This is a genomic window from Stenotrophomonas sp. (assembly GCF_035634915.1).
Taxonomy (GTDB): Bacteria; Pseudomonadota; Gammaproteobacteria; order Xanthomonadales; family Xanthomonadaceae; genus Stenotrophomonas.
On sequence record NZ_DASQCB010000018.1, the window covers coordinates 40,355 to 65,243 of the forward strand.

The 24,889-nt window shown below is 67.8% G+C and carries 21 protein-coding genes; 10 read left to right on the forward strand and 11 right to left on the reverse strand.

The genetic code is table 11. The features are described 5' to 3' along the window. Positions 1–120 precede the first annotated feature (120 nt). The 4 genes from VER16_RS13195 (at position 121) to VER16_RS13210 (ending at position 4,579) form a co-directional block, all read left to right on the forward strand. Complete coding sequence (locus tag VER16_RS13195; protein WP_324808855.1) at positions 121–687, forward strand: helix-turn-helix domain-containing protein; 567 nt, start codon at positions 121–123, stop codon at positions 685–687. After that, positions 687–2,360, forward strand: coding sequence for an MFS transporter (locus VER16_RS13200; protein ID WP_324808857.1), 1,674 nt, complete (start codon positions 687–689; stop codon positions 2,358–2,360). Before VER16_RS13195 ends, VER16_RS13200 begins: the two co-directional genes overlap by 1 nt. A gap of 10 nt (positions 2,361–2,370) precedes the next feature. Then, positions 2,371–3,573, forward strand: coding sequence for an HlyD family secretion protein (locus VER16_RS13205; protein WP_324808859.1), 1,203 nt, complete (start codon positions 2,371–2,373; stop codon positions 3,571–3,573). A 340-nt stretch (positions 3,574–3,913) separates the two neighbouring features. Continuing rightward, positions 3,914–4,579, forward strand: a complete 666-nt coding sequence (locus tag VER16_RS13210) for a hypothetical protein (protein WP_324808861.1) — start codon at positions 3,914–3,916, stop codon at positions 4,577–4,579. A gap of 102 nt (positions 4,580–4,681) precedes the next feature. On the opposite strand, the gene VER16_RS13215 is transcribed toward VER16_RS13210, so the two are convergent. The 7 genes from VER16_RS13215 to creB all read right to left on the reverse strand — a co-directional run bounded on the left by VER16_RS13215 (position 4,682) and on the right by creB (position 12,485). Further along, entirely contained in the window at positions 4,682–5,173 is a 492-nt protein-coding gene (locus tag VER16_RS13215) for a Fur family transcriptional regulator (RefSeq protein ID WP_079221204.1), read from the reverse strand. Between the two features lie 33 nt (positions 5,174–5,206). Continuing rightward, positions 5,207–6,610, reverse strand: a complete 1,404-nt coding sequence (gltX, locus tag VER16_RS13220; RefSeq protein WP_324808864.1) for a glutamate--tRNA ligase — start codon at positions 6,608–6,610, stop codon at positions 5,207–5,209. A gap of 93 nt (positions 6,611–6,703) precedes the next feature. Continuing rightward, positions 6,704–8,260, reverse strand: a complete 1,557-nt coding sequence (locus VER16_RS13225) for a M20/M25/M40 family metallo-hydrolase (RefSeq protein ID WP_324809572.1) — start codon at positions 8,258–8,260, stop codon at positions 6,704–6,706. Between the two features lie 210 nt (positions 8,261–8,470). After that, positions 8,471–8,881, reverse strand: coding sequence for a hypothetical protein (locus tag VER16_RS13230; protein ID WP_324808866.1), 411 nt, complete (start codon positions 8,879–8,881; stop codon positions 8,471–8,473). A gap of 10 nt (positions 8,882–8,891) precedes the next feature. Beyond that, positions 8,892–10,211, reverse strand: coding sequence for a cell envelope integrity protein CreD (gene creD / locus VER16_RS13235; protein WP_324808868.1), 1,320 nt, complete (start codon positions 10,209–10,211; stop codon positions 8,892–8,894). A gap of 81 nt (positions 10,212–10,292) precedes the next feature. Next, the gene (creC, locus tag VER16_RS13240) at positions 10,293–11,753 is read right to left on the reverse strand and encodes a two-component system sensor histidine kinase CreC (RefSeq protein ID WP_324808870.1); all 1,461 of its coding nucleotides are present in this window, start codon (positions 11,751–11,753) and stop codon (positions 10,293–10,295) included. 3 nt (positions 11,754–11,756) lie between these two features. Then, positions 11,757–12,485, reverse strand: a complete 729-nt coding sequence (gene creB, locus VER16_RS13245) for a two-component system response regulator CreB (protein ID WP_324808872.1) — start codon at positions 12,483–12,485, stop codon at positions 11,757–11,759. A 35-nt stretch (positions 12,486–12,520) separates the two neighbouring features. Here creB and VER16_RS13250 point away from each other — a divergent pair, with 35 nt between their 5' ends. The 4 genes from VER16_RS13250 to VER16_RS13265 all read left to right on the forward strand — a co-directional run bounded on the left by VER16_RS13250 (position 12,521) and on the right by VER16_RS13265 (position 18,372). Next, positions 12,521–13,378 carry a 23S rRNA (adenine(2030)-N(6))-methyltransferase RlmJ gene (locus VER16_RS13250; protein ID WP_324808873.1) on the forward strand — a complete coding sequence of 286 codons (858 nt, stop codon included), beginning with the start codon at positions 12,521–12,523 and terminating at the stop codon, positions 13,376–13,378. Between the two features lie 128 nt (positions 13,379–13,506). Continuing rightward, positions 13,507–14,052, forward strand: coding sequence for a GNAT family N-acetyltransferase (locus VER16_RS13255; protein ID WP_079221197.1), 546 nt, complete (start codon positions 13,507–13,509; stop codon positions 14,050–14,052). Positions 14,053–14,199: 147 nt separating this feature from the next. Next, entirely contained in the window at positions 14,200–17,664 is a 3,465-nt protein-coding gene (gene mfd / locus VER16_RS13260; protein ID WP_324808875.1) for a transcription-repair coupling factor, read from the forward strand. 99 nt (positions 17,665–17,763) lie between these two features. Further along, on the forward strand, positions 17,764–18,372 hold the full coding sequence (locus VER16_RS13265; protein ID WP_324808877.1) for an HD-GYP domain-containing protein: 609 nt from the start codon (positions 17,764–17,766) through the stop codon (positions 18,370–18,372). 83 nt (positions 18,373–18,455) lie between these two features. On the opposite strand, the gene VER16_RS13270 is transcribed toward VER16_RS13265, so the two are convergent. Beyond that, complete coding sequence (locus VER16_RS13270) at positions 18,456–20,549, reverse strand: M13 family metallopeptidase (protein WP_324808879.1); 2,094 nt, start codon at positions 20,547–20,549, stop codon at positions 18,456–18,458. 103 nt (positions 20,550–20,652) lie between these two features. On the opposite strand from VER16_RS13270, the gene VER16_RS13275 reads away from it, so the two are divergent. Next, a complete protein-coding gene (locus tag VER16_RS13275) occupies positions 20,653–21,075 on the forward strand; it encodes a hypothetical protein (RefSeq protein ID WP_324808880.1) in 423 nt (140 codons plus the stop codon). Between the two features lie 46 nt (positions 21,076–21,121). On the opposite strand, the gene gpmA is transcribed toward VER16_RS13275, so the two are convergent. The 3 genes from gpmA to VER16_RS13290 all read right to left on the reverse strand — a co-directional run bounded on the left by gpmA (position 21,122) and on the right by VER16_RS13290 (position 24,286). Next, the gene (gene gpmA, locus VER16_RS13280; RefSeq protein ID WP_108768246.1) at positions 21,122–21,871 is read right to left on the reverse strand and encodes a 2,3-diphosphoglycerate-dependent phosphoglycerate mutase; all 750 of its coding nucleotides are present in this window, start codon (positions 21,869–21,871) and stop codon (positions 21,122–21,124) included. Between the two features lie 179 nt (positions 21,872–22,050). After that, a complete protein-coding gene (locus VER16_RS13285) occupies positions 22,051–23,010 on the reverse strand; it encodes a cation diffusion facilitator family transporter (protein ID WP_324808883.1) in 960 nt (319 codons plus the stop codon). Between the two features lie 94 nt (positions 23,011–23,104). Continuing rightward, on the reverse strand, positions 23,105–24,286 hold the full coding sequence (locus VER16_RS13290; RefSeq protein WP_324808885.1) for an MFS transporter: 1,182 nt from the start codon (positions 24,284–24,286) through the stop codon (positions 23,105–23,107). Between the two features lie 82 nt (positions 24,287–24,368). Between VER16_RS13290 and VER16_RS13295 the strand changes: the two genes are divergently transcribed. Next, entirely contained in the window at positions 24,369–24,797 is a 429-nt protein-coding gene (locus VER16_RS13295) for a helix-turn-helix domain-containing protein (protein ID WP_324808887.1), read from the forward strand. Positions 24,798–24,889 lie beyond the last annotated feature (92 nt).

The window sequence follows — 24,889 nt, forward strand, 5'->3', positions numbered from 1 at the left end:
GCGCGCTTCCCCGGACACCCTCTTCACGCCGCCTTTACAAAGATGTGCGTACAGCAACAACCGGACATTCCCGTCACTCAACGTCTCGCCAACCGGACATATTTGTCCGATAATGAAGCCATGACCACCCAACGTGCCGATGCTGCTGCCCGCCGTGCCCTCATCCTTGATGCCGCCGACCATGTGTTCGGCCAACACGGCGTCACCGCGCCCCTGGACCTGGTGGTCGAACGCGCCCAGGTGGGCCGCGCCACCCTGTACCGCAACTTCCCCGACCGCACCGCGCTGATCCAGGCGCTGCTGCAGCGGACCGTCGACCGCATCCGCCGCCAGGTGGAACAGTTGGGCGACCGCGACGACGCCCTGTTCGAAGTCTTCGAAGGCATGGCCCAGCGCATCATCGATTCGCCGGCGCTGGCCGACTACTGGCGCGCGGTGGATTCGGACGTACCCGCCATGCGCCTCGCGCGCGAGACCGTACGCGACCTGCTGGAAGCACCCATCGCACGCGCCAAGGCCGCCAGCCTGTGCCGCCCCGATCTGGAAAAGACGGATATTTCACTGATCTCGGGCATGCTGGGCGCAGCCCTGCGTGGCAAGACCCGCGAAGAGCGCGCCCAGCTGGCCGGGCGCGCCCTGCAGCTGCTGCGTGGCGGCCTCCAGGGAGCAGCCAACCAGGGGCACTGATGGTCCAGCCGTACCTCAAGCCGGTTCCGGACTGGGAGGAACACGAGAAGCCGACCATGCCCGGATCGGCCTCGATGCCTTGGCATCCTCCGTACCGCCGCGTGGCCTACGCGCTGGTCTCGCTGCTGGTGGCCATCACCGGCGGCCTCGGCAATGCGCTGGTCACCGCCAACCTGCCCTTCCTGCAGGGCCAGCTGGCGCTTACGCCTACCCAGGGCAGCTGGCTGGTGGCGGCCTATGCCATGGTCAACGTCACCGCCAACCTGCTGGCCTTCAAGTTCCGCCAGCAGTACGGCATCCGCCTGTTCGCCGAGATCGGCCTGGGCCTGTATGCGGCGCTGGCGGTGCTGCACCTGTTTGTGGGCAGTTTCGAAACCACGCTGCTGACCCGCGCGGCCAGCGGCTTTGCGGGTGCGGCGTGCTCGACGCTGGGCACGCTGTACATGCTGCAGGCGCTGCCGCGGCGTTTCACCGGCAACCTGCTGGTGGTGGGCGTGGGCCTCTCGCAGCTGGCGGTGCCCATCGCCTGGATCGTCTCGCCGGCACTGGTGGATACCGGCCAGTGGCACCAGCTGTACTCATTCGAGGCCGGGCTGGCCCTGTGTGCGTTTGCCGCGGTGGTGGTGCTGAAGCTGCCGCCAGGCATGCAGGTCAAGGCGTTCGAGCCGCTGGATTTCCTCACCTTCGCCCTGCTCGCGCCGGCCGTGGCCCTGCTGGTGGTGGTGCTGGCGCAGGGCTACACGCGCTGGTGGTTGAACACCCCATGGCTGGGCTGGGCGCTGGTCGCTTCGATCACGCTGGCGACCACCGCGCTGATCATCGAGCACTACCGGCGCAACCCGCTGCTGCAGATCCGCTGGCTGTCGACGCTGCCGGTACTGCACTTCATCGTCGGCGCGTTCCTGCTGCGCTTCCTCACCACCGAACAGTCCTACGGCGTGGTCAACCTGATGCGCACGCTGGGCATGGGCCCGGACCAGATGCGCCCGCTGTTCGTGGTGATCCTGGCCGGGGTGATCGTCGGCATTGCCGGTGCCTCGCTGACCTTTGGACCGAAGCGCCTGATCGCGCAGTTGCTGATGGCCATCCTGCTGCTGGGAACCGCCGCGTTCTTCGACCAGAACCGCACCAGCCTGGACCGGCCACATGATTTCTACATCAGCCAGTTCCTGGCCTCGGTCGGCGCCGGCATGTTCATGGGCCCGCTGATCATGCTCGGCATTTCCGCGGCGCTCAAACAGGGCGTGGACCACATGATCACCTTCCTGGTCACCCTGTCGATCACCCAGACCCTGGGTGGCCTGGCCGGTTCGGCGGTGCTGGGCACCTTCCAGCTGCACCGCGAGCAGCTGTATTCCAGCGCGATCACCAGCCAGCTCGATCCGGCCGACCCGGTGGTCGCACAGCGCCTGCGCATCCAGCAGCAGATCTACGCCGCGCAGATCACCGACCCGGTGCTGCGCAGCGCGCAGGGCACCGCGCAGCTGGCGACCACGGCCCGCCGCGAAGCCAATGTGCGCGCCTTCAATGATGTGTTCACCCTGAGCGGCTGGCTGGCCATCGGCTTCCTGTGCTGGTTGCTGCTGCTGTCGCTGCGCACCGCCGTCCTGAAGCAATGGCACAAGCGCCATCCATCTCCGCCCCTTGCGGTCACCGCCGCCCCGCCCCACTGAGCCCGCCGCCATGTCCCCGCTACCGCCCCGCCCCGACAGCGACGCCCCCGAGAACGTCAGCCCACCGCCGCCGACCGATGCCGCGCCTGCGCCCACGCCTGCCGCGCCGGCGGCGGCACCGAAATACCTCAGGCCCAGCGCCCGCAGCGTGGTGGTGATGGTGGTGGTGGCGCTGCTGGGCATCGCGCTGATCCTGCGTGCCTGGAACCTGTGGCCGTTCACCAGCAGCGTGATGGTCACCGACAACGCCTACGTGCGCGGGCAGATCACGGTGATGGCGCCGCAGGTGGCCGGCTATGTCACCGAGGTGCTGGTGAAGGACTTCCAGCACGTGAAGAAGGGCGAGCCGCTGCTGCGCATCGACGACCGCATCTACGCGCAGAAGGTGGCGCAGGCCGAAGCGACGCTGGACAGCGCGCGCGCGGCATTGGCCAACTCGGACCAGTCGCAGGCACAGAACCGCGCACAGATCGCGTCGACACGCGCCACGCTGTCGGCCGGCCAGGCCGAGCTGCAGCGCTCGCGCAACGAAGCCAAGCGTTATGAGGAACTGGCCGCGCAGCAGCTGGTGTCGATCAACGATCGCGACAAGTTCCGCACGTCGCAGGCATCGGCCCAGGCCAGCGTGCAGCAGTCGCAGGCACAGATCCGCATCGCCGAGGAAACCCTGGTGTCGACCCAGGTGGCGCGCAAGGGCCTGGAGGCGCAGGTGGAAAGCGCGCAGGCGCAGCTGGAACTGGCCCGCATCGATCTGGCCAACACGGTCATCCATGCGCCGCGCGACGGGCAGATCAGCGAGGCCAGCGTGCGCGTGGGCCAGTACGTGGCGGCCGGTTCGCAGCTGCTGTTCCTGGTGCCGGAGGCGCTGTGGGTGGTGGCCAACTACAAGGAAGGCCAGACCTGGCAAATGCGCATCGGCCAGCCGGTCACCTTCACCGTGGACGCCTTCCAGGGACAGGTGCTGCGTGGCCATGTGGAGCAGATCGCGCCGGCCACCGGCTCGGAGTTCAGCGTGCTGCGCCCGGACAATGCCAGCGGCAACTTCACCAAGGTGGTGCAGCGGTTGCCGATCCGGATTTCGATTGATCCGGGGCAGGCGCTGGCGGCGCGGTTGCGGCCGGGGATGTCGGTGATCGCGCGGGTGGATACAGGGGCGGAGCCTGCGCCTGCGGCGACAGCGGCACCGGCACCGGCACCGGCACCGCAACGGTAGAGTCGACCGTTGGTCGACTGCTCTTGCTGCCCAACCGCGCGGCTTCGCCGTAGGCGGCGAACGGCGGAGCCCCTCGTGGCTGATCGTTGCGGTTGGATTGCTGGATGGGCCGGGTGAGTGGGGCAGGCGGGACACGCCGTAAACCCGTCCATGGGGGCTCGTAGGCGCCATCCATGGCGCCTGCGGTCCCGCCTGCCCCACCCACCCGGCCACGGACATTCTGCGTGCGCGTCAGCCACGTGATTCAAAGGAATAGAATCAAAAGCAGGGCCTGAGGCTCCGCCTTATTTGTAGAGTCGAGCCATGCTCGACTGCTCTATGCCAGGAACATGCAGAAGACATGAAATTCAACGCACTGGCCAAGAAGGCGGCCAAGGGGCCTGCGCCGCTGGAACATGGCGGCGCTGTGGAAGTGGAGGATCTGATCCGCTTCGTGCTGGAACACGGTGCAGAAGGCGCTGCCGAGATCGAGCGTCTGTGTGCGCTGTACGGCTGGCGCGAGGAGTTCCAGTACAACGCCGATGGCACCCACCTTGCGCCGATGGCGCCGTGGGCGCAGGCGTGTGCGGCATTCGGCCATGGTGGCGTGGCGGGGCTGCAGCCGCTGCTGGATGATCCGCGGCGGGCGACCTATGCGATCGGTGTGCTGGAGGACGTGCGCAGCGAGGCGTCGGTGATGGCGCTGCTGGGGTTCTGCGCGCAGGCGGATTTCAGCCAGGGCGATCCGATGTCGGCGCCGTCGCGGGCGCTGGCTGCGTTGAATTCGCTGCTGTCGTTCGACAAGGGCGTCGTGGTGCCGGTGGCGACGCAGCAGGCGCTGTTGCGCCAGGTCCAGCGCGCGTGGGAACAGGCGCCGACGGCGCAGGGCCGCAGCTTGGCGCTGTATGCCGCGCGCGGTGCATCGGTGGCGGAAGCGATCGCGTGGCTGCAGTCGCTGCCGCTGGAGGAGGAAGAGATGGTTGCTGCGCGCAAGGTGGCGTTGAAGCGGCTGCGGCAGCGTCTGTGAGATGGGGTCAGAGCCCTTTGCCTGGGGCAAAGGGATCCGACCCCGGTCGTCATGCGCTTCGCGCGATAGTCGACCAACGGTCGACTCTACCCCCCGTGGCTGTCAGCCGGCGCAGCGGGCGCAGAGGCCGTGCACTTCCAGAGTCTGCGCCTGCGGCTGGAAACCCAGTTCCTTGGCGCGCTTTTCCAGCTGGGTGACGATTTCCCGGTCTTCCAGCTCCACCGCGCTGTGGCAGCTGTTGCAGATCAGGAACGGCACCGAGTGCGCCGCGCTGCTGGGGTGGTGGCAGGCCACAAAGGCATTCACCGATTCCAGCTTGTGCACAAAGCCATTGGCCATCAGGAAGTCCAGCGCGCGGTACACGGTGGGCGGGGCATCGGCGCCCACGCCCTTGCCGTTGCGCACCCACTCCAGCAGCTCGTAGGCCTTGACCGGCTTGCCGGCCTCGGCGATCAGCTTGAGCACGTTGGCGCGGATCGGGGTCAGGCGCAGGCCGCGCTCGCGCGAGACACGCTCGACCACCGCCACGAAATCCGATGCGTCGTGGACGTGGTGGTGCGGGGCGGTACAGGCAGAAGCAGGTTTGGCGGGCATGCGCGTTCTCCGGTTGGGTCTGGGCCGCAGGGCTCAGGCCGTTGCTACCTTGGTGATGGCCACATCGATGCGTTTCAAGGCCTGTTCGCGCCCGGCCAGGTACACGGTATGGGAAATGTCAGGGCTGACCTGGGTGCCGGTGATGGCCACGCGCAGCGGCTGGGCCACCTTGCCCATGCCCATTTCCAGGGCAGCGGCGGCGTCGTGCAGAGCCACGCCCACCGCCTCGACGGTCCATTCCGGCAGGGCTGCCAGCAGCTCGCGGGCCTTGCCCAGCGGCAGTTCGGCGCCGGCCTTGAAGTGCTTGGCCACGGCGGCGTCGTCGTACTCGGTCAGCGGCTGGTACCAGACCACGGCCTTCTCGGCCATTTCCTTCAGCGTCTGCACGCGCTCGCGCAGGGCGATCACCACGTCCACCGGGGCCGGGCCGGCAGCCACGTCCAGGCCCAGCTTTTCCAGCTGGTAGACCAGGTGCGGCACGATGCTGGCCGGCTCCTCGGTCTTCAGGAAGTGCTGGTTGACCCAGCCCAGCTTGGCCATGTCCAGACGCGACGCCTTGGAATTGCAGTTGGTCACGTCGAACAGCTCGATCAGTTCCTGGCGGCTGAACAGCTCCTGGTCACCGTGCGACCAGCCCAGGCGGGCCAGGTAGCTCAGCAGCGCGTCGGGCAGGTAGCCGGCGTCCTTGTACTGCATCACGTCGGCCGCGCCGGTGCGCTTGGACAGCTTGGCGCCCTGCTCGTCCAGGATCATCGGCATGTGGCCGAACTTCGGCACCGGGGCGCCGATGCCTTCGTACAGGTTGATCTGGCGCGGGGTGTTGTTGATGTGGTCGTCGCCGCGGATGACCTCGCTGATGCCCATGTCCCAGTCGTCCACCACCACCGCGAAGTTGTAGGTGGGGTAGCCGTCAGGGCGGAAGATGACCATGTCATCCAGCTCGCTGTTGGCGATCTCGATGCGGCCCTTGATCAGGTCGTCGAACACCACGGTGCCGTCGAGCGGGTTCTTGAAGCGGATGACGCGGTTCGGGTCGTCCCTGCGCGGCAGGCCCAGCTCACGCGCGGCGCCGTTGTAGCGCGGCTTTTCCTGCTTGGCCATGGCGGCCTCGCGCATCGCGTCCAGCTCTTCGCGGGTCTCGTAGGCGTAGTACGCCTTGCCGTCGGCCACCAGCTGCTCGGCCACTTCCAGGTAGCGGGCTACGCGGTCGGTCTGGTAGATCGGGCCGACGTCGTAGTCCAGGCCCAGCCAGTCCATCGCCTCCAGGATCGCGTCGATCGCGCCCTGGGTGCTGCGTTCACGGTCGGTGTCCTCGATGCGCAGCACGAACTCGCCGCCACGGTGGCGGGCCTCCAGCCAGCAGTACAGCGCGGTGCGGGCACCGCCGATGTGCAGGTAACCGGTGGGGCTGGGGGCGAAGCGGGTGCGGCAGGTCATGGACGGCTCGGGGAACGGGAATCCGCCGATTTTACCACCAGCCCCGTAAGGGCAAGGAGGGGCGGACGCGTCCGGCCCCTCCCCGCCTGCCTTTTACGGCTGCGGTTCAGCCTTGCGCGGGAAAGACGGCTCGCGCATCGCCGCGTTGTAGGCGAAGGAGGCGACGATGGCCGCGGCCTGCTTCAGGTCGTCCGGCTCGGCGTGGTCCCAGGTATCGAGGTGGCTGTGGTGGACGTTGGTGAAGTAGTCCAGCCGGTCCTGGATGAACTGGAAGCCCGGCAGGCCGATGCGGTCGAAGCTGATGTGGTCGGTGCTGCCGGTGTTGCGGGTCGCCACGGTGGTGGCGCCCACGTCATGGAACGGGGCCAGCCAGGCTTCGAAGATCGGCATGGCCGCCAGGTTTTCCTGGGCATAGATGCCGCGGAACCGGCCCGAGCCGTTGTCCATGTTGAAGTAGACTTGGAACTTGCCGTAATCGCGGGTCTTCTGCAGCGCACCGGTCGGGTCGCGCAGCGACGCCGGCAGCGCCTTCTGCGCCGGGTCGTTGGGTTCCGGGAAACGACCGAAGTGCTTGGCCACATAGGCCTGCGAGCCGATCAGGCCCTGTTCCTCGCCGCTCCACAACGCCACGCGGATGGTCCGCTTCGGCTTGGCACCGGTGGCCTTGAGGATGCGCATGGCCTCCATCATCACCGCCACGCCGGCGGCGTTGTCGGCCGCCCCGGTGCCGCTGTGCCACGAATCCAGGTGGGCGCCGATCATCACCACTTCATCGGGCTTGCTGCTGCCGCGGATCTCGGCCAGCGTGTTGTAGCCGGGCTGGTCGGCCTCGTCGGTGAAGCGCGCGGCCACGTCCACGCGCAGGCGCACGGTCTGCTTGGCGTCCAGCGCGCGCACCAGCGGGTTGAAGTGCTCGGCGATCATCGCCAGTTCCGGGATGCCCACCGATTCGCCAGCCTTGCGCGAACCGCCACCGGCGACGCGGATGATGCCGTTGTCCCAGCCACTGATGCTGATCGACGCCAGCGCGCCCTCTTCCACGAAGAAGGCGTTGACCTTGGCGGTCAGCTCCTGGCGCTCCTTGTACTCCTTCACCCGCTTTGCGCGCTCGGCAGCCGCGTCCTTGGGCAGGGTGAATTCCTGCAGGCCTTCCAGCGAGGTGGCGTCGTGACGATGCGAGTCCGGCTCGGTACCGCGCTTGTACTCGCGGGCCTCGCCCAGCAGCAGGATTTTGCCGCGCAGCTTGCCGCGGTACTGCTCGATGTCCTCGGGCTTCTTGATCTCCACGTGCACCAGCTCGCCCTCGACCGGGCCGCGGGTGCCGGGCGTCCACGCCTTGGGCAGGGCGTGCAGCGGCTGCACGCGGTCGCCCAGCATTTCCACGCTGGCCGAGGTGAATTCCCAGCCGCGACCGAACTCATCGAAGGCTTCGTCGTGCACGTTGTCCAGCTTCCATTCGCTGAACTTGCCGCGGGTCCAGGCATTGGCGCGGCCCATCGCCGGCGAATTGGTCAGGCGCGGGCCGATGCGTTCGGTGAGGTAGCTGAAGGTGTCCATCACCTGCGAACGGTGGAAGGCCTCCTGGCGGATACGGCTGACCATGTCCAGATCCACCGGTTCACGCTGCTGCGCCATTGCATTGCCACCCATCGCCAGCGATGCGGCCAGCACACCCCACTTCAGCCCGTTCCACTTCAACACGCCACACCCCTGCCCTTCGGCTTGATCGTCAACCCATCGAGTCTAGCCAGCAGCAGCGCAGCGCCCCCGTCCCATCGGTCATGGGCGGCACATGAGCGTGCGAACCAAGGTTCGCACCCACCAGATTTCGGCCGTTCGCACCCACCAGGTCACGGTGAATCACCCGCGCCACCCCAGCCACAGCTGCGCGCGCTCCGGCAGCAGCAACAGCCAGTGGCGCTGGTCCACGCTGCTGCAGCCGTACACCGCTGCATGCGCCGGCCAGTCCGGCGGCAACCCATCGATGCCGATCTCCGCCAGCGCGGCCGCCCCGGCCTGCCATGGCCGGTAGCGCGGCACCCGCCCGGCCAGCACGCCGCGTCCGTGATGCGCGCCCACCAGCCAGTCCAGTCCCTGCCGCTGCAGTCCTTCGCAGGTCACCGCCGCCAGCTGGAAACGGACCAGGCCGGGGGCGATCCGTGCCCCCGGCAGGGCCGCCAGCACGCCATGTGCCTGCAGCAGCGCATCCACTTCCAGCAGGGCCGGAATGCCCTGCCGTGCCCGTTGCCGTAATCCCTGGCGCCAGCCCATGGCCTGCTCCTTACTTCAGTTCCGCGCCCAGCGCGTACCAGTCGACCCGGCGGGTCACCCACATCGCCAGCGCCAGGATCACGAACAGCAGCAGCGATCCCATCAGCAGCGCGTTGTTTTCCGAGACCAGCAGGCCATACAGCGCGCCGTACAGCAGCGTCAGCAGCGCGGCGAAGCCGAGGCCGCGCTTCCAGTGCCCCAGCACATGGGCCAGGTACACCGCCTGCAGGCCGATGCAGGCCACGGCCGAGACCAGATAGGCCTTCCAGAAGGTGATGTGCTCGGACAGGCTGATCAGCAGCAGGAAGAAGATCGCCAGCGCCAGGCCGACCATCAGGTACTGCAGCGGGTGGATGCGCAGCGACTTGATCAGCTCGAACAGAATGAAGCCGACGAAGGTCAGCACCACGAACAGGATGCCGTACTTGGAGGCGCGGTCGGCCTGGGTATAGGTGTCGACCGGATCGACCAGCGACACGGTCACCGCCTGCGAATCCATCGCACCGTCACGGCGCAGCTGTGCCTGTGCATCCGAGGCCAGCGAGGACACCGCCCACTGCGCGTTGAACCCCTGCGCATCGACGCGGCGTTCGTTGGGCAGGAACGCACCGCTGAAGGATGGGTGCGGCCAGCGCGAGTGCAGTGCGATCCGGGTGTCATCGCCCACCGGCACCACCGACAGCGCGCGGCTGCCATCCAGGCGCAGGTCCAGTTCGATGCTGCTGCCGGCCAGGGTGCCACCGTGGCTCTCGGCGAAGCCGGCCACCGGCGCGTGCAGGCCACGGCCGACCTGGCTGGCCGCGCCGACGCCCGGCAGCAGCCGTACCTGTTTGCCATCCACACGCAGGTCCGGCGTGCCGACCAGGCCGCGCGCATCGGACACACCCAGCACCACGTACGGCTGGCCGTAACTGCGGCCAGGCTTCACCGGGTAATCGTCGGCGGCGAAGGTGGCCTTGATCTGGCCGTTCCAGCTGTACACCGGCACCTTGAACAGGCCGACCTCGCGCTGGCTCGGCAGCATCTCGCCGCCCACGTCCAGCGACGCCGGCATCTGCAGCCAGTGTCCTTCGGTCACCTGCTCCTCGGTCTTCTTGTTGCCCTTGGCATCGACCACCTCGACCTGCTGGCGTTCCACCCACGGCACCACCCGTACCGGGCCGACCAGACGCTGCGCACCGGCGCGGCTGTCGGCTACCCGCGCGAAAGCTTCGTCGCGGTACGCACTGCGTTCGTTGATGACGCCGCGGATCATCGTCAGCGGGATCAGCAGCAGCAGGATCAGTCCGCCGACGATGGCGAACCGCAACAGCATCTTCAGGGATTTCATCGTCCATCCTCGTTGGAGAGGGCTGCAGGATGGACGGCGGCGGTGAGCGGGGTTTGTGGCGAATTTGAAGCGAGTGTGAAGTCAGCGGCGGGCGCGCTGTACCGGCACACCCAGCGGCAGCCACAGGCTGGCCACGGTACCGCCGCCGGGCCGAGGCTCGAGGCTGGCGCGGCCATCGTGCAGGCGCGCCACTTCCTGCACGAACGGCAGGCCGAGACCAGAGCTGCGCCGGCCACTGCGCGGCCGGGCCAGCGAATAGAAGCGCTCGAACACCCGGTCACGCGCGTACTCGGGCACGCCCGCGCCACGATCGGCCACCTGCAGGCGCACGCCCCGGCCATCGGCCACTGCGTCCAGCTCGACCTCACCGCCGGGCGCCGAGAACGCCACCGCGTTGTCGATCAGGTTCTGCAGCGCCTGCCGCAGCAGGTAGGCATCGCCGTGCACGCGCAGGTCCGGCACCGCACCGATCCGCACCCCTACGCCGGCCGCCTGTGCACGCACCTGTGCGGCAGCAGCGGCATCATCAAGCAGCGTGGCGGGCGCGATCGGATCGCGGGTCTGCAGCCAGCCATGCTGTTCCACTTCGGCCAGCGCCAGCAGCTTGTCGATGGTCTCGGTCAGCCGCTCCTGCTGGTCGACGATGCTGCGTGCGAAGTGCGCGCGGTCGGCATCGGGCATCGGCTCCTGCAGCAGTTCGGCGGCCCCGCGGATGGCGGCCAGCGGGCTTTTCATCTCGTGGGTCAGCGACTGCACGTACTGCTCGACATAGGCCTTGCCTTCCAGCTTGCGGCGCATCGTTTCCAGCGCCTGGCCGAGATCACCGATCTCATCGCGGCGGCGTCGGGGCGGCGGCACCGGCTCACCTGCCGTGACCGCACGCGCATATCGGCTTAGCTGGCCCAGGCCGGTGGTCAGCCACATCGTCACCAGCACGCCAACCAGCGCCGACAGGCCGATCAGCCATGCGCCGCGCTCCATGATGGCGCGCTGGCTGGCGGCAATGAACGGATCGATGCTGCGGTTGGGCTGGGCCAGGCTGAGCACGCCGATGATGGTATGGCCGTCGGCGGGGTCGTAGACCGGCGCGGCCACGTGCATCACCGTGTCGCCGTCGGTGCCGGGTACTTCCGGGCTGGAGCGCGCGCCGTACTCACCGCGCAGCGTGCGGTAGACATCGTTCCAGCGCGAATTGTCGCGACCGACGTCGCGGCCCAGCGAATCGTAGATGACGATGCCGCGCGCATCGGTGATCGTCACCCGGTAATCCAGCGAACGTTTGGGAAAGCGCCAGACCATCGCCTTCAGGTCGCGCTGGCGGGCCTTGGCCAGGTTGCGGGTGAAGCTGCCTGTGCCGATCGTGCCGGCCTTGACGTCGGAGGCAGCCATTTCGGCCAGTACGTTGGCCGCATCCACCAGGGTCGATTCCATCGCCTCGCGCACGCCGGGCTTCACCTCGTTGACAAACACGCGCATGACGAAAAACGCGGCGATACCCGTAATGAGGAAGAAGCCCAGGAACAGCTTCAGTACCAGGCGCATGGCTCAGGTCTCCAGCGCGTAGCCCAGGCCACGATGGGTGCGGATCGGGTCGTCGCTGGCACCGGCGGCACGCAGCTTGGCGCGCAGCGTCTTGACGTGGGTATCGACGGTGCGGTCGGCACTGTCGGCGCTGCTGTCCCAGCCGCGGTCCATCAGCTGGGCGCGGCTGAGGATGGCGCCGGGGCGCTGCAGCAGCGCTTCCAGCAGGGCGTATTCGTAGCGGGTCAGGTCCAGGGTGTGGCCCTGGTAGCGGATGCGCCGGCCCTCGCGGTCGATGGCGAATGCACCGTGCTCGCGCCAGCCGGGCTCGACTGCCGCCACGGCCGGCGCGGCGGGCACCACCCGGCGCAGCCGGGCACGGACCCGGGCCACCAGCTCGCGCGGCGAGAAGGGCTTGGCCATGTAATCGTCGGCGCCCAGTTCCAGGCCCAGCACGCGGTCCAGCTCATCGTTGCGGGCGGTCAGGAAGATCACCGGCACCTGCGCCTGCGGCCCCGGCAGGGCACGCAGACGGCGGCAGACCTCGAAGCCACTCAGGTCGGGCAGGCCCACGTCCAGCACCACCACGTCCACATCGCCCTCCTGCAGGCGCTGCAGGGCCTGCCCGCCGAGCAGGCAGTGGCTGGCGGCGTAGCCTTCGCTGCGCAGGGCGTACAGCACGGTTTCGGCGATGGCGGCTTCGTCCTCGACCACCAGGACCTGGGCAACGGGGTGTGTCATGGCGCGCAGCATAGCCGCTGCGGCCACCGCCCCGTACACTGCCGCCCATGAACTATCGCCACGCCTTCCATGCCGGCAACCATGCCGATGTCCTCAAGCACATCGTGCAGCTGGCCCTGATCGACAGCTTCAAGCGCAAGGACAGCCCGTTCTTCGTGCTCGACACCCATGGCGGTGCCGGCCGTTACCTGCTGGCCAGCGAAGAGGGCCGCAAGACCCTGGAGGCCGAAGCGGGAATCATGCGCCTGATGGCCCAGCCCAAGCTGCCGGAAGTGGTCGAGCGCTACCTGAAGGCCGTGCAGGCCGACAACCCGGTAGGGGCGATGATCACCTACCCGGGCTCGCCGCTGCTGAGCGCCCAGGCCATGCGCGCGCAGGACCGGATGGCGGTCTGCGAGCTGCAGGACGACGAAGCGGCCTCGCTGAAGGCGCTGTTCGCCCATGACAGCCGCGTCGGCGTGCATCAGGGCGATGGCTACGCGCTGCTGCGTTCGCAGCTGCCGCCGAAGGTCAACGGCAGCAAGATCGGCCGTGGCCTGGTCCTGATCGACCCGCCGTATGAAGCGCAGGATGCCGAATACCAAGCCATCCTGGCTGCGCTGGCCGAGACCCTGGCGCGCTGGCCGCAGGCCACCTGCGCGGTCTGGTTCCCGATCAAGCAGCGCCGCACCATCCTGCATTTCCTGCGCAAGGCCGCCGCCCTGCCGGTGAAATCGGCCATGACCATTGAATTCCTGGTGCGTCCGGACGATTCCCCGCTGCGCCTCAACGGCAGCGGCATGCTGCTGCTCAACGCCCCCTGGCAGTTCGACCGGGTGGTCGGCCCGGCCCTGCCGGCGCTGCGCCAGCACCTGGGCGAGCCCGGGGCCACCACCCGCCTGGATTGGCTCAAGGCTCCGGAATAAGGCACGCTGGGTCGACAATCAGGGGACGATCTGCCGTCTTCACGAGGCTGTACGCACGTGAGCCTTTCGTTCACGGAATGCAGCCCCGGTGATGCCACAATCGATGGACCACCAAGGAATCACCCGGTATGGCCACTCGCAACCGCATGCCGCCCTGGCATGAGATCTTCAAGGCTCCCAGCGGCCACGAGCTGCTGATCCGCCCCATCCGCCCGGAAGATGGCGCGCCGCTGCAGGCGGCCTTCAGCCTGTTCGGGCCGGAAGAAATCCGCGACCGTTTCCTGCAGTCGGTGACCGAGCTTTCGCCGGACACGACCCAGCGCCTGACCCACCCCAACCCGAAGACCGAAATCACCCTGGTGGCCGCCGAATCGCTGCCGGCCGGTGAAGCGGTGGTCGGCGCGGTCGCGCGTGCCTCGATCATCCCCGGTACCCGCGAAGCCGAGTACGCGATCCTCATCAGCCGGTTCCTGATCGGCCAGGGCCTGGGCCGCCAGCTGATGCGCAAGCTGGTCAAATGGGGCCGCGGCAAGTACCTCGACCGCCTGTATGGCGACGTGGCCGCCGAAAACGAGCCGATGAAGCAGCTGGCCGCCTCGCTGGGCTTCAAGCCGGTGCCGCACCCCAATGGCGCCGACGGCCTGGTGCGCATGGTGCTGGAACTGGACAATTGAGGTAGCGCCGGCCGCTGGCCGGCGTATCTTCACCGGAATTTCTTCACCGGAAGTCGAGCAAGCTCGACGCTACGCGGGAAGCATGCCGGCGCTACGGCATGGTGCGCACACGGTAGCGACACCCCCTTCTGCTAAGATCGGCGGTCCATGTCGCGTACTTCATACCCCGCCCCGCCGCTGCCTCGTGCCGGCCAGCTCCGCGCCTGGTGGCGCGCCCCCGCATCACCGACCGCCCTGGCCTGGTACCTGGTCCAGGCGGCGCGCACGCACGACGCGCCGCTGCTGGTGATTGCCCGTGACAACCACGGTGCCAACCAGCTCGAAGCCGACCTGCAGACCCTGATCGGCGCTGATCCGGACCTGCCGGTGGTGGCGTTCCCAGATTGGGAAACCCTGCCCTACGACCGCTTCAGCCCGCACCCGGACATCATTTCGCAGCGCTTGGCCGCCCTGCACCGCCTGCCCTCGCTCAAGCGCGGCCTGGTGGTGGTGCCGGTGCAGACGGTGCTGCAGCAGCTGGCCCCGTGCAGCTACGTCATCGGTGGCAGCTTCGACCTGAAGGTCGGCCAGCGCCTGGACCTGGAGGCCGAGAAGCGCCGCCTGGAAAGCGCCGGCTACCGCAACGTGCCGCAGGTCATGGACCCGGGCGATTTCGCCGTACGCGGTGGCCTGCTGGACGTGTTCCCGATGGGCGCCGACGAGCCGCTGCGGGTGGAACTGCTGGACGAGGACATCGATTCGATCCGTGCCTTCGATCCGGAAAGCCAGCGCTCGCTGGACAAGGTCGAGGCCGTGCACATGCTGCCCGGCCGCGAAGTGCCGATGGACGATGCCAGCATCGCCCGCGTGCTGGGCACGCTGCGCGAGCGCTTCGATGTCGATACCCGGCGCAGTTCGCTGTACCAGGATCTGAAATCCGGGCTGGCCCCGGCCGGCATCGAGTACTACCTGCCGCTGTTCTTCGACCGCACCGCCACCCTGTTCGACTACCTGCCCGCCGGCAGCCTGCCGGTGGTGTGCACCGGTGCGGATGAAGCGGCGGTGGCCTTCTGGGCGCAGACCGGTGACCGCTACGAGCAGCGCCGCCACGATGTCGAACGGCCGCTGCTGCCGCCGTCGTCGCTGTACCTGTCGCCGGAACTGCTGCGCGAACGCTTGAACGATGCCGCGCGCATCGAGGTGTGGGCACCCGAGCACGCCCGCATCGCCGATGCGCATGCGCTGGGTGACCAGCCGTTGCCGCCGCTGCCGGTGGCCGCGCGCGATGCGCCCGCCGGCGATGCACTGAAATCCTTCCTCGGCCACTACCCGGGCCGGGTGCTGATCGCCGCCGATTCACCGGGCCGCCGCGAAGCCCTGCTGGAAGTGCTGCAGGCCACCGAGCTGAAGCCGCCGGTGGTGGCCGACCTGCCAACGTTCCTGGCCGGCGACGCGCGCTTTGCCATCACCGTGGCACCGCTGGAAGACGGCTTCGCGCTGGACGAGCCACGCATCGCGGTGCTGACCGAGCGCCAGCTGTTCCCCGAGCGTGCCGGCAGCACCCGCCGCACGCGCCGTGCCGGCCGCGAGCCGGAAGCCATCATCCGCGACCTCGGCGAGCTGACCGAGGGTGCGCCGATCGTGCACGAAGACCATGGCGTGGGCCGCTACCGCGGCCTGATTGCGATGGACGTCGGCGGCATGCCCGGCGAGTTCCTGGAAATCGAATACGCCAAGGGTGACCGGCTGTACGTGCCGGTGGCCCAGCTGCACCTGATCAGCCGCTACTCCGGTGCCTCGGCGGAAACCGCGCCGCTGCATTCGCTGGGTGGCGAGCAGTGGACCAAGGCCAAGCGCAAGGCCGCCGAAAAGGTCCGCGACGTGGCCGCCGAGCTGCTGGAGATCCAGGCCCGCCGCCAGGCGCGTGCCGGCCTGGCGCTGCAGGTGGACCGCGCCATGTACGAACCATTCGCGGCCGGCTTCCCGTTCGAGGAAACCCCCGACCAGCTGGCCGCCATCGACGCGACCCTGCGCGACCTGGCCAGCAGCCAGCCGATGGACCGCGTGGTCTGTGGCGACGTCGGCTTCGGCAAGACCGAAGTGGCCGTGCGCGCGGCGTTTGCCGCGGCCAGCGCCGGCAAGCAGGTGGCCGTGCTGGTGCCGACCACGCTGCTGGCCGAACAGCACTACCGCAATTTCCGCGACCGCTTCGCCGATTACCCGCTGAAGGTGGAAGTGCTGTCGCGCTTCAAGAGCACCAAGGAAATCAAGGCCGAACTGGAGAAGGTCGCCGCCGGCACCATCGACGTCATCGTCGGTACCCATCGCCTGCTGCAGCCGGACGTGAAGTTCAAGGACCTGGGCATGGTCATCGTCGACGAGGAGCAGCGTTTCGGCGTGCGCCAGAAGGAGGCACTGAAGGCGCTGCGCGCCAACGTGCACCTGCTGACCCTGACCGCCACGCCGATCCCGCGAACCTTGAACATGGCCATGGCCGGCCTGCGCGACCTGTCGATCATCGCCACCCCGCCGCCGAACCGGCTGGCGGTGCAGACCTTCATCACCCAGTGGGACAACGCGCTGCTGCGTGAAGCCTTCCAGCGCGAGCTGGCCCGTGGTGGCCAGCTGTACTTCCTGCACAACGATGTGGAAAGCATCGGCCGCATGCAGCGCGAGCTGTCCGAGCTGGTGCCGGAGGCGCGCATCGGCATCGCCCACGGGCAGATGCCCGAGCGCGAGCTGGAAAAGGTGATGCTGGATTTCCAGAAGCAGCGCTTCAACGTGCTGCTGTCGACCACGATCATCGAATCGGGCATCGACATCCCCAACGCCAACACCATCATCATCAACCGAGCCGACCGCTTCGGCCTGGCCCAGCTGCACCAGCTGCGCGGCCGCGTGGGTCGTTCGCACCACCGCGCCTATGCCTACCTGGTGGCGCCGGACCGTCGTTCGATCACCCCGGATGCGGAAAAGCGACTGGAAGCCATCGCCTCGATGGACGAACTGGGCGCCGGCTTCACCCTGGCCACGCACGATCTGGAAATTCGTGGCGCCGGCGAGCTGCTGGGCGAGGACCAGAGCGGGCAGATGGCCGAAGTGGGCTTCAGCCTCTATACCGAGCTGCTCGAACGCGCGGTGCGCAGCATCAAGCAGGGCAAGCTGCCCGACCTGGATGCCGGCGAGGAAGTGCGCGGTGCCGAAGTGGAACTGCACGTGCCGGCGCTGATTCCGGAAGACTACCTGCCGGACGTGCACACCCGCCTGACCCTGTACAAGCGCATTTCCAGCGCGCGTGACAGCGATGCGCTGCGCGAGCTGCAGGTGGAGATGATCGACCGCTTCGGCCTGTTGCCGGATGCGGCCAAGCACCTGTTCGCCATTGCCGAACTGAAGCTGCAGGCCAACACCCTGGGCATCCGCAAGCTGGATCTGGGCGAGAACGGCGGCCGCATCGTGTTCGAATCCAAGCCGAACATCGACCCGATGGCGGTGATCCAGCTGATCCAGAAGCAGCCCAACCTGTATGCCATGGACGGGCCGGACAAGCTGCGCATCAAGCACCCGCTGCCGTTGCCGGAAGACCGCTTCAACGCGGCCCGCGCCCTGCTGCTGACCCTGGCGGTACGCTGAGGCGGCCACGCGCGGTACCCTATGCATCCCCCAACCCAACCGGGCCCGCACATGCGGGCCTTGTTGTTTCCGCGTGCCAAGGTGGCGCACCGTCTCTCCATGCTCCATTCCACTCCCCCCGACCTGCTGCATACCGATGCCTGCCTGATCGATGCGCTGTCGATGTCGCTGCAGATGCGCGATGCCTACACCCGCCACCACTGCGACCGCGTTGGCCTGCTCGCCCAGCGCCTGGCCGTTCACTGCGACATGGACGACGAACGCTGCGGGCACGTCGCGCTGGCGGCGCGCTTCCATGACATCGGCAAGATCGGCATTCCCGACGACGTGCTGTTGAGTCCGCGCCGGCACACCGAGCAGGAGCGCGCGATCATGCGCGAGCACCCGGTGCGCGGCGAGCACATCTTCCTGGCCACCGGCCGCAGCGATGCCGTGCCCGTGGCGCGCTTGATCCGTGCCCATCACGAGGCCCACGACGGCAGCGGCTACCCGGATGGCCTGCGTGGTGAAGCGATTCCGCTGGGCGCGCGCATCCTCACCGTGGTCGATGCCTACGATGCGATGACCAGCGCCCGCCCCTACCGCGAGGCGATGGAGCACGAGGCGGTGCTGCGCATCCTTGATGGCCAGGCTGGCGGCCTGATCGATCCCTACGTACTGGGCCGTTTCCACGGCATGCTGGCCCGCGAACCGGCGCTGGCGGGGTAGCGTCGCCCATTCCCGGCCAGACCGGGCAAACAAAAGGCCCCGCTTTCGCGGGGCCTTCTGCAATCAAACAACCGCAGCAGTGATTACCAGATCACCACGCGCTTGTCGTCGGCGCGCACCATCGCATCGCCTGCTTTGCACTGGAACGCAGCGGCGAAGGACGGCATGTTCGACGGTGCACCGTTGGCGCGGAAGTTCGCCGGGGCATGCGGGTCGGTGTTCAGGCGCACGCGCAGCTCGCCATCGGTGAAGTTGCGGCGCCACACGGTGGCCCAGTTCATGAAGAAACGCTGGTCCTGGCTGTGGCCGTCGACGTCGACGTTGGCCTTCGGATCTTCCTTCAGGGCCATCTGCAGCGCGTCGTACGCCACGGTCAGGCCGCCCAGGTCGCCGATGTTCTCGCCCAGGGTCAGCTTGCCCTTCACGAACACGCCCGGCACCGACTCATAGCCGTCGAACTGCGCGACCAGCTTGTCGGTACGCTCGGTGAAGGCCTTGCGGTCACCGTCGGTCCACCAGTTGTCGAAGTTGCCGTTGGCGGCGAACTGGCTGCCCGAATCGTCGTAGCCATGCATCATCTCGTGGCCGATGACCGCACCGATGCCGCCGTAGTTCAGCGCCGGGTCGGCCTTGGCGTCGAAGAACGGCGCCTGCAGGATCGCGGCCGGGAACACGATCTCGTTCTTGGTGGCGTTGTAGTAAGCGTTGACGGTCTGCGGGGTCATGCCCCACTCGGTCTTGTCCACCGGCTTGCCGATCTTGTCCAGCATGTAGCGGTAGTTGAACGCGCGCGCCGCCTGCATGTTGCCCAGATAGCTGTCACCGTTGGTCTGCAGGCCCGCCCAGTCACGCCACTTGTCGGGGTAGCCGATCTTCGGGGTGAAGCTCGCCCACTTTTCCAGTGCCTTCTTCCTGGTTTCCTCGCCCATCCACGGCAGCTGCTCCAGGCGCGCCTTCAGCGCCTGCGACAGGTTCTCCACCAGGTGCTGCATGGCGACCTTCGACTCGGCCGGGAACACGGCGTCGACGTACAGCTGGCCCAGGGCTTCGCCCATGCCGCCGTTCACCGATTCCAGCACGCGCTTCCAGCGCGGCTGCATTTCCTTCTGGCCACGCAGGGTGGTGCTGTAGAAGTCGAAGTTGGCCTTCTCGAACTGGCTGCTCAGGTACGGGGAGGCATCATCGATGGTGTGGAAGCGCAGGTAGGCCTGCCAGGTGCTGGCCGGCACGTCGGCGAGCATCTTGTCCATTTCAGCGAAGAAGCCCGGCTGGGCCAGCGAGAACTTCTGCGCGGCCGGCACCTTCAGGGTGTCAAACAGCGCGGTCCAGCTGAAGTTCGGGGTCAGCTTGTCGGCGTCGGCGGCGCTGAGCGGGTTGTAGCGCTTGGCCGGGTCACGCATCTCGATGCGCGACATCGACGCCTTCGCCAGGCGGGTTTCGAAGGCCATCACGGCCTTGGCCTGCTCGGCAGCCTGCGCCGCATCCATGCCCGACAGGGTCAGCACCTGGGCGATGTAGGCTACGTAAGCCTCACGGATCTTCGCCTGCGATTCGTCGAAGTAGTAGCCCTTCTCCGGCAGGCCCAGACCGCCCTGGCCGACGTAGGCGATGACATTGGCCGAATCCTTGTAATCGGCATTGGCGAACAGCGAGAACAGCACGCCCTTGCCCTCGGCCTGGCTGTCGCGCAGGTACTGGGTGAGGGTGGCGGTGTCACTCAGCGCGGCGATCTTGTCCAGCTGCGGCTGCAGCGGGGCCAGGCCGGCGGCCTCGATCTTCGCTTCGTCGTTGCCGGTCTTCCAGATGTCACCGATCTTGGCTTCCACCGAGCCGGCCTTGGCCTGGCTGGCGGCGGCCTGCTCGACCAGCGCGTGCTGCACTTCCAGCGAGCGCTCGCGCAGGATCTCGAAGCTGCCCCAGGTGGTCTGGTCGCCCGGCACCGGGTTGGCCTTCAGCCACTTGCTGTTGACGAAGCCGTTGAGGTCGGTACAGGCGGCGATGGACGGATCCAGGTCGGCGCTGTTGAGCGAGATCAACGGGGTCTTGATCTGCGACTGATCGAAGGCCGGCTTGGCGTCGGCGGTGGCGGCCGGCGCGGGTTCATTCTTGCCACAGGCCGCCAGCGAAGCGGCGATGGCGATGGTCAGGCCCAGCGGGACCAGGTTGCGGACGTTCATGGAGTCTCTCTCCGGCGGCGAATCGTCCAGCGTAACGGGCGCGGCAGTGCGAGGAACCGGCCAAAGGTCACAGGGCGACGCCGGGCCGCTACCATGAGGGACGATGAAGATACTGACGCTTGCCACACGCCTGAACGCGCCACTGCGGCTCTACACCGGCAGTCCCGACATGGTCGCCATCAAGCATCTGCCTGATCCCGTTGCCGCTGCGATCGCGCCCGCGCCGCGGGGACATCTGCTTGCATGGTCGGCTGCAGACCTAGGAGTTGCCGGATTCACCCAGAACCTTCGCAGCGTTGTCCTTCCGTTCCCGATGCGGAGCGCCGGCATCGGCAGCATGCAGCCGGCAAAAGGACGCGGCTTCGTCATGCTGTACGCGCGCACCTCAGATACCGGCATGATCCACATACTGGGCAGCGAAACGTTCCAGCAGGACGCCTTGGATGGCTTGCTGGCACAGCAGGCTGCGCTGGGCGAGCTGCTGGGCTGCACGCTGAGCGTGGATGACTGGGGGTTTGATTGCTGAGGGGGCACAGCCACCCATGGGGTGGCTCTACCCGGCCTTCAATTTTTTATTTCGCCTTGCCCTGGTTGGCCACCGCTTCAGCGGCCTTGCGTGCAGCTTCCGGGTCACCCAGGTAGCGGAACGACTTCACGGTCAGGTCGTCGTTCAGTTCGAACAGCAGCGGGATGCCGGTCGGGATGTTCAGCTCGAGGATTTCCTCGCGCGAGACGTTGTTGAGGTACTTGTACAGCGCGCGCAGCGAATTGCCATGGGCGGTGACCAGCACGGTCTTGCCGTCCTTCAGCTGCGGCGCGATGGCGTCGTGCCAGTACGGCAGCACGCGGTCGAGCGTGGTCGCCAGCGATTCGGTGCCCGGCAGGGCGTTGCGGTCCAGGCCCGCGTAGCGACGGTCGTGGATCGGGTGGCCCGGATCTTCCAGCTCCATCGGCGGCGGCGGGATGTCGTAGGAACGACGCCACACCTTGACCTGGTCCTCGCCGTGCTTGGCAGCGGTCTCGGCCTTGTCCAGGCCCTGCAGGCCACCGTAATGGCGTTCATTGAGGCGCCAGGACTTGTTCACCGGCAGCCAGTCCTGGCCCAGTTCGGCCAGCGCACCCTGCAGGGTGTGGATGGCGCGCTTGAGCACCGAGGTGTGGGCGACGTCGAACTGCAGGCCTTCTTCGCGCATCAGGCGGCCGGCGTTGGCGGCCTCGCTGCGGCCCTGGTCGGTCAGATCGACATCGACCCAGCCGGTGAAGCGGTTGTCCAGGTTCCACTGGCTCTGGCCGTGGCGCAACAGTACGAGTTTACGGGTCACTGCAGGATCTCCAACGCGAGGAAAGGCAGGCGGCCATTGTAGCCTTTGGCGGGCTTCCCGGACCTGCGGCGGCGCCTGGTAGAGTCGAGCGTTGGTCGACTGTCGCGCGCAGCGCGGAGATTTCGTGATCTGTCGGGAGAGCAGTCGACCAACGGTCGACTCTACCCAGCCAGGACCTGTTACCGGTGCACGTGGCCGTGATGACCCTGGGCATCGTGGCCATGATCATGATCATGATCGTGCTTCGCCGGTTGCCCGCAGGCTTCGCCGCAGTGGTCGGCTTCGATCTGCAGGGTCACGTGATCGATACCGAATGCTTCATGCAGGTGCGCGCCGAGTTCGCGGCGCAGCGCGTCGGCGTCGGTGCCATCACGCATCACCACGTGCGCGGTCAGTGCCGGCGTGCTCGATGCCAGTGCCCACACGTGCAGGTCATGCACGTCCAGTACAGCCGGATGCGCGCTCAGACCGGTGCGCACCTTGGCCACGTCGGTGCCCTTGGGTACGCCTTCCAGCAGCACGTTGATCGCCTCGCGCATCAACACCCAGGTGCGTGGCAGCACCCACAGGCCGATCAGCACCGCCAGGATCGGGTCGATCGGCTTCCAGCCGGTCCAGCGGATCAGCAGCGCGCCCACGATCACCGCCACCGAGCCCAGCATGTCCGCCCATACTTCCAGGTAGGCGCCCTTCACGTTGAGGCTTTCACCACTGCCGGCCTGCAGCAACCGCATCGAAACGAGATTGATGGCCAGGCCGATCGCGGCGATCACCAGCATGCCAGTGGAGGCGATCTCCTGCGGCTGGCGGAAACGCGCGATCGCCTCCCACAGGATGTAGCCGGCCACCACGAACAGCATCGCGCCGTTGATCATCGCGCCCAGCGCTTCCAGGCGGGCATAGCCGTAGGTGCGCCGCGCATCGGGCGGGCGCCGGCTCAACCGCACCGCGACCAGCGCGATCATCAGCGCCAGCGTATCGGTGGCCATGTGCGCAGCATCGGACAGCAGCGCCAGGCTGTTGGTCCAGAACGCCCCCACTACTTCCACCACCAGGAACGTGGTGGTCAGGCCCAGCGCCCACCACAGCGGTTTCTCGTGGCGGATTTCCGAAGGAAGGTGATCGTGGTCGTGCCCCATGGCAAAGCTCCTGTGCAATGCGGTCAGGCTACGCGCCGCGGGCGCGGGAGACTATTACGGTGTTTATAACATTGCAGTGCAGCGGCGCCTGGCGCTATCGAAGTACGCTGCGGACGACACGCCCATGCGCCCACCACAGCAGCGCCAGGATCGCGATGCCCGCGCCCAGCACGCACACCGCGTGCCAACCATGACGTGCCTGCATCCAGGTGCCGGCCGTCGCACCCACGCCACTGCCGACCGCATAGAACAGCATGTACAGCGCGACCAATCGCCCGTGCTGTTCGGCCGGTGCACGCAGCAGCAGCGCCTGGTTGGACACGTGCAATGCCTGCCCGCCCAGGTCCAGCAGCACCACGCCCAGCAATAGCAGCGGCAATGAGTGCGCCAGCCCGAGCAGCGGCCCCCAGGCCACCAGCATCAGCAGCAGTGCGGCCAGGCTGACACGCACGGCGAAACCGCGATCCATCCAATGGCCAACCCGGCCAGCCAGCAGCGCACCGGCAATGCCGGCCAGGCCCAGTGCGCCGATGGCGGCAGTGGACCACTGCAGCGGCGGCGCAGACAGCGGCAGCGGCACCGCCGCCCAGAACACGTTGAGGCCAGCGAACAACAGCAGCGCCAGCGGCCCGCGCTCACGCAGCGTGCGGTCGTCACGCAGCAGGCTGGCCATCGACGCCAGCAGGGTCCGCCACGACGGTGGCGGCACAGGCACTGGCAGGGCCGGCAGCCGCCGCCACAGCAGCAGCGCCAGCACCGCCATCAGCACCGCTGACAACACGTAGACCGCACGCCAGCCGGCCACGGCGGCCACGCTGCCAGACAGCACGCGCGCAGACAGCAGGCCGATGAACACCCCGCCCTGCACGGCGCCGACCAGGCGCCCGCGCTGCGCAGACGGTGCCAGGTTGGCCGTGTACGCGATCAGGCCCTGGGTGAGCGCCGTGCCCAGCAGCCCGGCCAGCAGCATGCCGGCCAGCAACCACGCCGCCGTCTGCGCAGCCGCCAGCAGCAGGAGCGCGGCCACCAGCGCCAGCAGCTGCACCCGCAGCAGGCGCCGGCGGTCGCCACGGTCGGCCAGCGGCAACAGCCCGAGCAGGGCCAGCACGCTGCCAGCCTGGGTGGCAGCCAGCACTGCGCCGGCCACGGCCGTATCCAGGGCGAAGGCCTGGGCCAGCCGTTCCAGCAGTGGTTGCGCGTAGTAGACATTGGCCACGCTGGCACCGGCGGCGACCGCCAGCAGGCCGAGCAGTGGCCGCGATATGGGCAGGCTCATCTTTGTGGTTGCATTTTGAAACTGGATGCACGGTAGCGACATTGGTTTTAAACTGCAACCAGATTTCCATTTAAAGCCCGCCATGCACGCCGACAGCCCCTGCCCCGTAGCCCGCAGCGCCGATCTGCTCGGCGACCGCTGGGCATTGCTGGTCATCCGCGATGCCTTCGACGGCATCACCCGCTTCGGTGATTTCCAGCGCAGCCTCGGCGCGGCCCGCAACATCCTCAGCGACCGCCTGCGCCGGCTGGTGGAAGCCGGCCTGCTGGTGCAGCAGCCTGCGGCCGATGGCAGCGCCTACCAGGACTATGTGCTGACGGCAGCCGGCCGCGACCTGTTCCCGCTGCTGGTGGCCCTGCGCCAATGGGGTGAACGGCACCGGTTTGCCGCCGGCGAAACTCATTCCACCCTGATCGAGCGCGCCAGCGGCGCCCCGCTGCCCCTCATGCACCCCCAGGATGCAAGCGGCCATCCCATCGCCTCCGAACAGACCATCGTCCGCAAGCTCTGAAAAAAAGGGGACGGAGGGGTTAAGGCGCATATGCACAAACGACTTAATCCCCTCCGTCCCCTTTTTCACGCGGTAGCATCGGGGGCGGGCCT